This window comes from Rhizobium sp. WW22, from assembly GCF_047041135.1.
Taxonomy (GTDB): Bacteria; Pseudomonadota; Alphaproteobacteria; order Rhizobiales; family Rhizobiaceae; genus Rhizobium.
Genome location: NZ_CP178198.1, coordinates 3186828 through 3199078, shown reverse-complemented (window position 1 = coordinate 3199078; position 12251 = coordinate 3186828). Strand labels below are relative to the sequence as shown.

The window sequence follows — 12251 nt, the reverse complement described above, 5'->3', positions numbered from 1 at the left end:
GATCCCACCGATCTATTGCAAGGGTGGACATGAGGGCGGCTCATGATTAACTGACGGGACGCGTGGCAGGGAAGTGCTGATGGCAGTTGATACGCAAGCCAAGCCGAATGGGCAGGGGAACGAGCAGGTCGGATACGATTTGAGCCTCTTCTTTCGGTTGAGGATGATGTTTTCCGCGTTCTGGAATTCGCCGGTCCGCATCAAGCTCATTATTCTCGTCGTCGCGCTTTTCGCAATCATCCTCGTCACGGCCTATGTTCAGGTGCTGCTCAACAATTGGAACGCGCCCTTTTACGATTCGCTGGCAAGGCGCGATATCACCGCTTTCTTCCATCAGCTCGGCGTCTTCGGCATCATCGCCGGTTCGCTTCTGGTCCTCAACGTCATCCAGGCCTGGCTTAACCAGATGACCGCGCTGTACATGCGCGAGGGTCTGGCGCGTGATCTCGTCAATCAGTGGCTTCAGGCGAAGCGCGCGCTTCGTCTCGCCTCTTCCGGCCTGATCGGCGTCAATCCCGACCAGCGTCTGCATGAAGATGCCCGCAACCTCGCGGAAAGCACGACCGGGCTCGCCATCGGTCTGGTGCAGGCGACGATCCTGCTGCTGAGCTTTATCGGCGTGCTCTGGGAGCTTTCCAGCGGCATGGTATTCAAAGTCAACGGCATGAATTTCGCCATCCCCGGCTACATGGTCTGGGCGGCAATCCTCTATGCCGGATCGGCATCGTTCCTCAGCCAATTCGTCGGCCGCCGCCTCGTGCGGCTGAATGCGGATCGCTATTCGAAAGAGGCCGAGCTGCGCTTTGCGCTCATGCATGCCAACGAGCATATGCCGGCGATCACGATTGCCGGCGGCGAAGAGAACGAGCGCCGGCGGATCAATCTCGATATATCGGCCGTGCTTGCCGTCATCCGGCAGCTTGCCATCGCCAATACCAATCTCACCTGGGTGTCCGCCGGCTATGGCTGGCTGGTGCTCATCATTCCGATCCTCGTTGCTGCGCCCGCCTATTTCTCCGGAGGCTTGACCTTCGGTCAGCTGATGGTGGCGGTCGGCGCCTTCAATCAGGTCAATTCGGCGCTGCGCTGGTATGTCGCGAATTTCGGCCCGATCGCCGAATGGCGCGCGACGCTGATGCGCGTGACCGATTTCCGCAAGGCGCTGACGGAGATGGACGACAAGACGCCGATGCCGCACACCCTCGTCTTTGAGAAGGCGGCACCCGGGACGATGGCTTGGACCGATCTGGAAATTTCGACGAAGACCAGCGACGAGGCGACTGAAAACGGCTTCCGCATCGCGGAGGGTACGGTCACGATCAATGCCGGCGAGCATGTGATGATCAATGGCGATCACGGCGTAAACCGCAGGCTGCTGTTCGAGGTGCTGGCGCACCAGTGGTACAGCGGCTCCGGCACGGTCAGTCTGCCGCCGATGGATGACATGCTCTTCGTGCCGCACACGCCCTATGTGCCGACCGGCACGCTCAGAGAGGCAATCTGTTTTCCGGATGATCCGGACGCCTACGACGATGCCGCTGTCGAGGCCGTCATCGACAAGGTGGGCCTCGGCCGGCTCAAGAGCCGTCTCGATACGCAGGCCCGCTGGGATCGATTGCTCGATACCGAAGAGCAGAAGGCTGTCGGCTTTGCGCATCTGCTGCTCGCGAAGCCGAAATGGATCGTCTTCGATGATGCCATGGATGGGCTCGAGGCTGAAGTTCAGGCGAAGGCTTTTGCTATGCTCACCGAATTGAAGGATGCGACTCTGATCTATATCGGGCGCTCAGAAGCCTTCATGCAATCCATGTCGCCGCGCATCCTGCATCTGCAGTCCCTCGCTCCGCATGAGCACAGCACCGATATGCAAACGCCGCCCGAGACCGCCGGTGCAATGCGGACGGGCGGGAAAAAGGCCAGTGCTCCCTAATACGGTGGGATCCATCTTCATGTGATCCTCTGGCTTCAACCGCCCAAAACGCAAAACGCCCCGTCGCGAGGACGAGGCGTTTTTCATGCAAGCTATGAGCTTGAGGCTCAGTCCTTGGCGCGCTCGACGTAGGAATTGTCTTCCGTGGCGATGACGACGCGGGTGCCGGCGGTAATGTGCGGCGGCACCAGTGTGCGGATGCCGTTCGACAGTATGGCAGGCTTGTAGGAAGACGATGCCGTCTGGCCCTTTACGACCGGCTCTGTCTCGCTGATTTCGAGCGTGACATGGCGCGGCAGTTCGATCGCGAGCGGGATGCCTTCGTGGATCGACAGGATGCAGGTCATGCCTTCCTGGAGATAGGCCTTCTGGTCGCCCATGGTTTCGACATCTACCACAACCTGGTCGTAGGTGGCCGGGTTCATGAAGTGGAAGCCTTCGCCGTCTTCATAGAGGTACTGGAAGTTCACGTCTTCGACGAAGGCGCGCTCGACCTGTTCGGTGGTGCGCCAACGCTCAGAGACCTTCACGCCGTCGACGATGCGGCGCATGTCGACCTGGGTAACCGGCGTACCCTTGCCCGGATGAAAGTTCTGAGCGGTGAGAACGACGTAGAGCTTGCCGTCGACATCGAGAACGTTGCCCTTGCGGACCGAAGAGGCGATGACCTTGACCATAAGACTTCCTTGTAACGCTGCGTTTTGCGTCGTAGAGGGACTGTCGAAATGCTCTCCGAGACGCAGCAATTGTTTGCTTGGGGGCGCAACTACCCTAAATCAATGGAAATTGCCACCCCCTTGCGTGGCTCGTGCCCCGAAGAAAGCTAGGAATGAAGCCAAAGACGAGCAAAGCGTCCCCCTGGTGGACCCGCAATGTCCATGCGGACCGGCGGCCGTTCCTCATCGGCCGCAATGCCATTCAGGCTGCGTTGCGGGTTTTCTTCGCGCGCAACGACTTCATCGAGGTCGATATGGCGACACTGCAGGTATCGCCCGGCAACGAGGCCCATCTGCATGCTTTCGTGACCGAGGCGGTGACGACGGATGGCAAAACGCTGCCCCTCTATCTGCACACCTCACCGGAATTTGCCTGCAAGAAGCTGCTTGCGGCGGGCGAGGAGCGCATCGCCTGCTTTGCCCACGTTTACCGCAATCGCGAGCGCGGACCGCTGCATCATCCGGAATTCACCATGCTTGAATGGTATCGAGCCGGCGAAAGCTATGAGGTCCTGATGGCAGATTGCGCTGCAATCCTGGGGCTTGCGGCCGAGACGATGGGAGCGAAGAAACTCAGCTATCGCGGAGCCGAAACCGATCCGTTCCTCCAGCCCGAGCGCATCAGCGTCGCAGCCGCTTTCGAACGTTATGCCGGCATCGATCTCTTTGCCTCCATCGGTCTCGACGGATCGACGGATCGCGAGCGTCTGGCGGCGGATATGCGCAAGGCGGGCATCCGTGTTGCCGACGACGATCTTTGGCAGGATCTTTTCAGCCGCGTGCTGGTCGAGAAGATTGAGCCGAATCTAGGCTTCGGCCGCGCAACGATCCTCGACGAATATCCCGTTTCCGAAGCGGCGCTTGCCCGGCCGTCGGCAGCCGACCACCGCGTTGCCGAGCGTTTCGAGCTCTATGCCTGCGGCGTTGAGCTTGCCAATGCCTTTGGCGAGCTTACCAATGCCGAGGAGCAGCGCCGCCGGTTCGAGATCGAGATGGCGGAAAAGCAGCGCGTCTATGGCGAGACCTATCCGCTGGACGAGGAGTTTCTGGAGGCGCTTGCCGTCATGCCTGACGCAAGCGGCATCGCGCTGGGTTTCGACCGGCTCGTGATGCTGGCAACCGGCGCTTCGCGGGTCGAACAGGTGCTGTGGGCACCAGTCGCGGAGTATGACGCATGAATGTGATGCGCCCAATCCGGACTATCGGCGAACTTGAGCGCGCCGGGCTGATCGACGCCGACCAGGCAGTGGCGCTCGAAGCCGTGGCGGAGCGCTACGCCGTCGCCTTGACGCCGACCGTGACGCGACTGATCGACGCCGAAAACCCCGCCGATCCTATTGCCCGGCAGTTCGTGCCTGATCTGGCGGAACTCGTTGTCACGCCCGAGGAGCGCACCGATCCGATCGGCGATCACGCGCATAGCCCCGTCGAGGGTATCGTTCATCGCTATCCCGATCGCGTGCTTCTGAAGGCCGTGCATGTCTGCCCGGTCTATTGCCGCTTTTGCTTCCGTCGCGAGATGGTCGGACCGCAGGGGCTCGGCATGCTCGATGGCGAGGCGCTTAACGGCGCCTTTGCCTATATCCGCGAGCACAAGGAGATCTGGGAGGTCATTCTGACCGGCGGCGATCCGCTGGTGCTTTCACCGCGGCGCCTGGAAGAGATTCTCGGGCAGCTTGCCGAGATCGACCATGTGAGGATCGTCCGCTTCCACACCCGCATCCCAGTCGTAGATCCTTTGCGGGTCGATGCGGCGCTGATTGCGGCACTGAAGGCGAGCGGCAAGACCATCTATGTAGCGCTTCATGCCAATCATCCGCGGGAGATGACGGATGAGGCGCGTGCTGCCTGCGCCCGGCTGGTCGATGCGGGAATCGTGCTTATCAGCCAGTCGGTTCTGTTGAAGGGCGTCAATGACGATCCGGAGGTTCTGGCGGCGCTGATGAGGGCTTTCGTCGAAACCCGGGTGAAACCCTATTATCTGCATCATCCGGACCTTGCGCCCGGCACCAGCCACTTCCGCCTTACGATCGCCGAAGGGCAGGCAATCGTAGCAAGCCTGCGCGGCCGTATTTCCGGCCTTTGCCAACCGACCTACATTCTCGATATTCCCGGTGGCTACGGCAAGGCCGACATCGGTCGAAGCGCGGTTCGCAATCTGGGCGAGGGCTGCTATTCGATTTCGGACTATCGCGGCGGCGGCCATATCTATCCGCCGGAAGGCTAGGGGCGGCCTTTGTCCTGCAGGCCTATACTTTTACTGACGCTCTGATTGTTATGACGTTTTTTGAATGAAACGTGGTGGCGAATTTTGGTACGTTAACCTTCTTTCACCTCTCGACATTCCAAAAATCGTCATTCCTTAATATTAGAGATTTTCGATATTTGTGCTTGAGCCGCGTGTTAGATGGCTTACGCTTGGTAAATTTCAATCAGGTAAGTATCGAATATAGCAATTTTACACGAAGCATAAGTTGGTTGTATTTACCACGTCGCTTAGCGGAATGTTCTATTTTGCCTGTTACTTCTCGGCGAAGAATAAGACTGCGTAACTGCGGTTATGCTTGCCATTGCCAGAAGGGACTAGACTATGAACAAGACGATTCGCGATTTGCTGGCCAAGTTCGGCGCGCTTCCCGTTGCTATCGATCAGATCGAAGACGATGCTGATCTTTATGCGGCGGGGCTGTCTTCCTTCGCTTCCGTACAGCTGATGCTCGGCATCGAGGAAGCCTTCGACATCGAATTCCCGGACAACCTGCTGAACCGCAAGTCTTTCGCCAGCATCGCCGCAATCGAAAGAACCGTCGGCATGATCCTGGACAGCAGAAAGGTCGCCTGATGACTGCGGCGGTCGCTCTACTCGAGGTTGGGACGGGCGAGGGAGCGGCGGTGCGCGCCGCCCGCGTCGCAGCGATCGCCAGCCAACACGCCGATGCCGTCGATGCCGAGGGCCGGTTCCCACGCGAAGCAGTCGACGCGATGCGCGCCGAAAAGCTGCTCTCCATCCAGATCCCCGCCGATCTCGGCGGCGAAGGCGCGTCGATGACCGAAATCGCCGAGCTTTGCTCGATCCTCGGTCAGGCTTGCGCCGCCAGCGCCATGGTCTTCGCCATGCATCAGATCAAGCTTTCGAGCCTGGTCGAGCACGGCGTCGACAGCGATTGGCATCGTGATTTCATGCGCCGTATCGCCAGGGAACAGCTGCTGCTTGCCTCTGCGACGACCGAGGGCGGGATCGGCGGCAACCTGCGCAACAGTATCTGCGCCATCAATGTCGAAGGCGATACCTGCACCCTCGAAAAGGATGCGACCGTCATTTCCTATGGCGCTCATGCCGACGCCATTCTGATCACCTCGCGCAGCCATGCCGAGGCGGCGTCCTCCGATCAGGTACTGACCTGCTTCCTGAAAGATCAATACGACATCAAGCGCACCGTCGAGTGGAACACGCTCGGCATGCGTGGCACCTGTTCCGACGGCTTCCTGTTTAAGGGAAAGGCTCCGGCCAAGCAGATCCTGCCGAAGCCCTTTGCCGAGATCGCCGCACAGTCGATGCTCGCAAGCTCGCATCTGCTCTGGAGCGGTGTGTGGTACGGCATTGCCGCCGATGCGGTTTCCCGCGCGCAGGCTTTCGTGCGGGCTGCTGCCCGCAAGTCTCCCGGCGCGCCGCCGCCCGGCGCGCTACGTCTGGCTGAAGCATCCAGCATGCTGCAGATGGTGAAATCCAATGTGGTCGCGGGGCTCAAGGCCTATGAAGAGGCGAAGCTCGACGCGGACCGCCTGTCGTCGATGGCCTTTGCCGTGGCGATGAACAACGTCAAGATCGCATCATCGGAGATGATCCTGCCGATCATCAACCATGCGATGCTGATCTGCGGCATCATGGGCTACAAGAACGGTACGCCCTACAGCCTCGGCCGCCACCTGCGCGACGCGCATTCGGCACAATTGATGATCTCGAACGACCGCATTCTCGGCAATACGTCGACCATGCTGCTCGTCCACAAACAAGATACCAGCCTGTTGGGGTAACCGTCATGGATATGCAAACATCGTTTCTCGACCGTCTTTTCGATTCCGGTCTCCTGATCGACACCGGCGTCGATGGTCTCTACGGCCGCAGCGGCCAGTTCGAAGACGTGATTTCCGCTTTCGAGCGCTTGATCGACACGTTCGGCGGCGCCGATGGCGCCGAAGCCATCCGCTTTCCGCCCGGCATGAACCGCGCCTTCTTTGAGACGAGCGGCTACATGAAGAGCTTCCCGCAGCTTGCCGGCACGGTGCACAGCTTCTGCGGCAACGAGCTCGGCCATATGAGCCTGCTGAAATGCATGGAAGTGGGCGACGACTGGACGAAAGACCAGCAGGCGACCGATATCGTGCTGACGCCGGCTGCCTGCTATCCGCTCTATCCGACGGTCGCCAAGCGCGGCGCCATTCCGGAAGATGGAGCGCTCTATGATCTGCAATCCTATTGCTTCCGCCACGAGCCCTCCAAGGACCCGGCCCGCCAGCAGCTCTTCCGTATGCGCGAATATGTCTGCATGGGCAGCGAAAAGCACGTGACGGATTTCCGCCAGAGCTGGATGGACCGCGGTGTCGAGATGATGAGGGCCGTTGGTCTCGATGTAACCATCGATGTCGCCAACGACCCGTTCTTCGGCCGCGCCGGCAAGATGCTCGCCAACAATCAGCGCGACCAGAACCTGAAGTTCGAGCTGTTGATCCCGATCACCTCAGTCGCCAAGCCGACCGCCTGCATGAGCTTCAACTACCACCAGGATGCCTTTGGCACGAAGTGGGGCCTGAACTTTGCCGATGGCCGCGTCGTGCATACCGCCTGCGTCGGCTTTGGCCTGGAGCGCATCGCGCTGGCGCTGTTCCACACTCATGGTCTCGACACCAAGGAATGGCCCGAGAGCGTGCGCAAGGCGCTGTGGGGCTGATCGCGCCCATGGCTTCCGTGTTTCAGGGGCTGGATCCCGCCGCCTACAAGCCACATGCACTGCACGACAGCGAGCGCATGTGGCCCGAGACCAACTGCTATATCGATCTCTGGATCGAGGTTCTTTCGAGCCTGAAGCTGCCGCCGGAAGCCATGCTCGGCTTTACGCTGACACAGGATTTCGAGGGCGACCAGTTCACCTTCTTCAAGGTGCCGCTCGAGGATCTGGAAGCGCTCTATGGCGTGCGCTGCACCGAGCTTGCGATCTACGACAAGGTGCAGAACCATGTCGCCGAGCAGATCGGCCGCGGCAGGCTCTGCCTGGTGGAGATGGATTCTTTCTTCATGCCGGATACTCAAGGGGTCGGCTATCGCCGCGAACACGGCAAGACGACGGTCGCGATCAACCGGCTCGACATGCAGGGCCGCACGCTCGACTACTTCCACAATGGCGGATTCTTCCAGCTGTCGAGCGAGGACTTCGACGGGCTCTTCCAGCTGCATCTGACGAATGAGGATCTGCCCTTCCTGCCCTATACGGAATTTGCGAAATTTCCGGAGAAGGCACCGGGTGAGGCTGCGATCCGTCAGACGGCGCGGCAGCTTTTGTCTTTCCATTTCCGCCGTCGTCCGCTGGCCAATCCGATCCGCGCCTTCGCGGAGGTCTTCCCGGCGCAGGTGGAAGCGGTCGCCGAACGGCCTTTCGGCTTCTTCCATAAATATGCCTTCAACACGTTGCGTCAGCTCGGCGCCAATTTCGAGCTTGCGGGCAGCCATTTCGACTGGCTTTCGACCGATCTGTCTGAAGCGGTGGCCGAGGCGCGGAAAATTTCCGAGACGGCGAAGTCGGTGCAGTTCCAGCTGGCTCGGGCCATTACGCGCAAGAAATTCGAGCCGCTGCGGACGGCGCTTGATCCGGCTGCCGATGCGTGGGATTCCATGATGAGCGAACTCGAACGGAAGCTTTGACCGACTTCCGTTCGATCGCGATACGGCTGGGTTATTTCTGAACATATTGGGGCGGGGGCAATCCCTCGAAAAATATCATGGGCGGGCGCTTGGCGGATCTCGGCGATGGAATGCGGCTGAGCGAGGGTTGGAATCTGGTATTGACGGAGGCGGGCACCTGCCTCTCGCCCTCCGATGTGCCGCTGACATCTGGCTTTATCCCGGCGCCCGTGCCCGGCACGGTGGCGGAAGCCCTGGAAAGGACCGGACGCTTCGACCGGACGAAGCCGCAGCCTCTTCACGACCACGATGCCTGGTACATCTGCCGTCTGGTGGATGCTGACGCCGGTGAGGCGGTCTTGCGGCTGGAAGGGTTGGCGACGCTTTGCGAAGTCTTCCTCAACGGCCAGCAAATCCTTGTGTCCGAAAGCATGTTCGAGGCTCACGACGTCGATGTCACCTTGCTTGGTGGCGACGAGCTGGCGCTCTGTTTCCGCGCGCTGGAGCCGAAGCTTTTGGAACCCGGCCCACGCGCCCGTTGGCGGCCGCAGATGATCACGCCACAGGGCTTGCGGATGGTGCGCACGACGCTGCTCGGCCATATGCCCGGCTGGTGTCCGGAGGTTCAGGCCGTCGGTCCTTGGCGGCCGATTTCGCTGCTGCGGCCGAATGCGCCTGTTATTCGTGATCTCTCCTTGCGGCCGGACCTGCTCGAGAATGGTGAGGGCAGGCTCTACGCCTCGCTCTCGATCGAGGGCGATGTTGAAGAGCTCCTTTTGCGCTGCGGAGAGACGGAACAGGCGTTCGAGAAGGACGGTCCCGGCCGCTATACGGCAATCCTGAAAATCCGCGATGTGGTGCCATGGTGGCCGCATACGCATGGCGTGCCGCAGCTCCATGATGTCACGCTCGTCGTCGATGGCGTGGAGCATGCGCTCGGACAGACCGGGTTTCGCCGGCTGTCGGTCGATCGCGGCGTCGATGGGCAGGATTTCGCTGTCATCGTCAATGGCAAGCGGATTTTCTGCCGAGGTGCTGTCTGGACTACGGCGGATATCGTGCGCCTCCCCGGCGACCGCGGTGATTACGAGGGCTGGCTGCGGCTGGCGGCGGAAGCCGGCATGAACATGATCCGCATCGGCGGCACCATGGCCTATGAGACGCCGGAATTCTTCCGTCTCTGTGACGAACTCGGCCTGCTCGTCTGGCAGGATTTCATGTTCGCCAATTTCGACTATCCGAAGAACGACAAGGCGTTCAACGCCCATGTCGAAACGGAGGTTTCGCAGTTTTTGGGTCGGACGCGCCTCTCGCCTTGCCTGGCTATCCTTTGCGGTGGCAGCGAAATCCATCAGCAGGCGGCGATGATGGGCCTGCCGGAGCAGTTCTGGAAGAGCCCCGTTGTCGAGGAGATCATCCCACCACTGGTGCAATCGCTGCGGCCGGATGTGCCCTATGTCGTTAATTCGCCGTCCGGCGGGGCAATGCCGTTTTTTTCAAATGTTGGCGTCACGCATTATTACGGCGTCGGCGCCTATATGCGGCCGCTTGCCGATGCCCGCCGCGCCGATGTTCGCTTCGCCGCCGAGAGCCTGGCTTTCGCGCACGTGCCGCAAGCCCGCATGCTCGGCCAGCACCTGCCGGTTCCGGCAGTCCATAGCCCGCTATGGAAAGAGCGCGTGCCGCGCGATCGCGGCGCGTCCTGGGATTTCGAGGATGTGCGTGATCATTATCTTCAGGAGCTTTACGGCTTCGAGCCAAACCGGCTACGGCGGGAAGACCCGGATCTCTATCTCAACCTCTCCCGTGCGGTAACCGGCGAGGTGGCCGAGGAGACCTATGCCGAGTGGCGCCGCCAAGGTTCCGGCTGCAACGGCGCCCTCGTCTGGACGCTGCAGGATCTGCTTCCCGGCGCCGGTTGGGGCGTGATCGATTCGACCGGGGAGCCGAAGCCGGTCTGGTACGCATTGCGTCGTGCCTTCCAGCCGATACAGGTGCTGCTGATGGATGAAGGCACCAATGGTCTCGACGTGCACGTCATCAACGAGAGCGATGTGGCGCTCGATCTGACCGTCGAGGTATCCTGCCTGCGCGACGGCCGTCAGATCGTCGTCGGTGGCGGGCGCGATCTGGTGCTCGATGCCCGAAGCAAGCAAAAGATAGCCTGCACTGATCTTTTCGGCGCCTTCTTCGATACGACCTATGCGTTCCGTTTCGGACCGCCATCGCATGATGTGACAGTGGCGCGGCTGACAGCTCCTGCGACCGGTACTGCGATCGCCCAGGCCTTTTACTTCCCGCTCGGGCGCACAAAGGCGTTCCACGATGCGGAGATCACGGCGTCGGCAGTGCAGGAGGGTGAAGACTGGTTCCTCGAGTTGAGCAGCGATCGGTTGGCGCAATCGGTGCAAATCGACCTGGAAGCTTATCGCGCCGAGGATGACTGGTTCCATCTTGCACCAGGCAGCCGGCGACTTCGGCTGTACCGACGGGAGGGCGTTCCGGCCGATGTCATTCCATCCGGCCAGATCCGCACGGTCGGCAGCCGGCGGATCGTCGAGGTTTGAGCGCCTATCTCGCCAGCCAGGGGCGGGATAACTCCGTGCCCGCCGCCAGCTCCATCACAAAGTCATGCCATCCGGGCCGAACAGATGGCAGCGCTCGGGATCGATATGGATGCTGACCGTTTCGCCGGCGCGGATGCTCTGTTGATCTTCCAGCGCGACCGTCAGTGCCTGGCCGCCATGCAGCGTGACGTAGAGGATGGTCTGGCCGCCGAGGTGCTCGACGAGATCGACGCGTGCGCTACCGAGCCCTACGCCGCGATCGCCGACGTTCAAATGTTCCGGGCGCGCGCCAAGCGTCACGGGCTGTCCGGGCTGGAGACCACCGAGCCGGCGCGGCAGGCGCACGGTTTGGCCGGCGAGATCGATGACGGCGGAGCCGTCGTCAGAGGCGACGATCTTCGCATCGAGGAAGTTCATCTTCGGCGAGCCGATGAAGCCGGCGACGAACTTGTTCTTCGGCCTGTTGTAGAGGTCAAGGGGAGCGCCGACCTGCTCGATCTTGCCGCCATTGAGCACGACGATCTTGTCGGCCATGGTCATGGCTTCCGTCTGGTCGTGGGTGACATAGATCATGGTGTTGCCGAGCCGCTGGTGCAGGCGGGCAATCTCGACGCGCATCTGCACACGCAGTTCGGCATCGAGATTCGAGAGCGGCTCGTCGAAGAGGAAGATGTTGGGCTCGCGCACGATGGCGCGGCCGATGGCGACGCGCTGGCGCTGGCCACCGGAAAGCTGCTTCGGCTTGCGCTGCAGCAGCTGCTTGATCTGCAGGATCTCGGCCGCCTTTTCGACGCGGGGCTGGATTTCCTGCTTCTTCATGCCGGCAGTTTCGAGGCCAAAGGCCAGGTTCTTGTAGACGGTCATATGCGGATAGAGCGCATAGGACTGGAAGACCATGGCGATGCCGCGCTTGGAAGCGGGGACATCGTTCATGCGGCTACCGTCGAGATAGAGGCCGCCGCCCGAAATCGGCTCCAGCCCGGCGATCATGCGCAGGAGCGTGGACTTGCCGCAGCCGGATGGGCCGACGAAAACGGTGAACTCTCCCGGTTCGATTTCCAGATCGATCCCGTGAACCACCTGAAGCTCGCCATAGCGCTTGATAACTTTCTGCAGCGATACGCTTGTCGCCATGGGTGCTT

The 12251-nt window shown here is 60.9% G+C and carries 10 protein-coding genes; 8 read left to right on the top strand and 2 right to left on the bottom strand.

Translation table 11 applies throughout. The features are described from left to right. Positions 1-79: 79 nt before the first annotated feature. Complete coding sequence (locus tag ACK83U_RS15660) at positions 80-1930, top strand: ABC transporter ATP-binding protein/permease (protein ID WP_112606738.1); 1851 nt, start codon at positions 80-82, stop codon at positions 1928-1930. Between the two features lie 107 nt (positions 1931-2037). Here ACK83U_RS15660 and efp read toward each other — a convergent pair whose 3' ends face one another. After that, complete coding sequence (gene efp, locus ACK83U_RS15655) at positions 2038-2607, bottom strand: elongation factor P (RefSeq protein ID WP_015341611.1); 570 nt, start codon at positions 2605-2607, stop codon at positions 2038-2040. A gap of 152 nt (positions 2608-2759) precedes the next feature. Between efp and epmA the strand changes: the two genes are divergently transcribed. The 7 genes from epmA to ACK83U_RS15620 all read left to right on the top strand — a co-directional run bounded on the left by epmA (position 2760) and on the right by ACK83U_RS15620 (position 11109). Then, complete coding sequence (gene epmA, locus ACK83U_RS15650) at positions 2760-3824, top strand: EF-P lysine aminoacylase EpmA (protein WP_112606736.1); 1065 nt, start codon at positions 2760-2762, stop codon at positions 3822-3824. Next, positions 3821-4873 carry a lysine-2,3-aminomutase-like protein gene (locus tag ACK83U_RS15645; protein WP_112606734.1) on the top strand — a complete coding sequence of 351 codons (1053 nt, stop codon included), beginning with the start codon at positions 3821-3823 and terminating at the stop codon, positions 4871-4873. The genes epmA and ACK83U_RS15645 overlap by 4 nt, the downstream gene beginning before the upstream one ends. Before the next feature lie 363 nt (positions 4874-5236). Beyond that, the gene (locus ACK83U_RS15640) at positions 5237-5488 is read left to right on the top strand and encodes an acyl carrier protein (protein ID WP_112606732.1); all 252 of its coding nucleotides are present in this window, start codon (positions 5237-5239) and stop codon (positions 5486-5488) included. After that, positions 5488-6681 carry an acyl-CoA dehydrogenase family protein gene (locus ACK83U_RS15635; RefSeq protein WP_112606730.1) on the top strand — a complete coding sequence of 398 codons (1194 nt, stop codon included), beginning with the start codon at positions 5488-5490 and terminating at the stop codon, positions 6679-6681. The genes ACK83U_RS15640 and ACK83U_RS15635 overlap by 1 nt, the downstream gene beginning before the upstream one ends. A 5-nt stretch (positions 6682-6686) precedes the next feature. Then, complete coding sequence (locus tag ACK83U_RS15630) at positions 6687-7595, top strand: amino acid--[acyl-carrier-protein] ligase (RefSeq protein ID WP_112606728.1); 909 nt, start codon at positions 6687-6689, stop codon at positions 7593-7595. 8 nt (positions 7596-7603) lie between these two features. Further along, a complete protein-coding gene (locus ACK83U_RS15625; RefSeq protein ID WP_112607038.1) occupies positions 7604-8563 on the top strand; it encodes a DUF1839 family protein in 960 nt (319 codons plus the stop codon). A 77-nt stretch (positions 8564-8640) separates the two neighbouring features. Further along, entirely contained in the window at positions 8641-11109 is a 2469-nt protein-coding gene (locus ACK83U_RS15620) for a glycoside hydrolase family 2 protein (RefSeq protein ID WP_112606726.1), read from the top strand. 54 nt (positions 11110-11163) lie between these two features. Here the strand turns inward: ACK83U_RS15620 and ACK83U_RS15615 are convergent, their stop codons facing one another. Then, positions 11164-12243, bottom strand: coding sequence for an ABC transporter ATP-binding protein (locus tag ACK83U_RS15615; RefSeq protein ID WP_112607036.1), 1080 nt, complete (start codon positions 12241-12243; stop codon positions 11164-11166). Between the last annotated feature and the right edge of the window lie 8 nt (positions 12244-12251).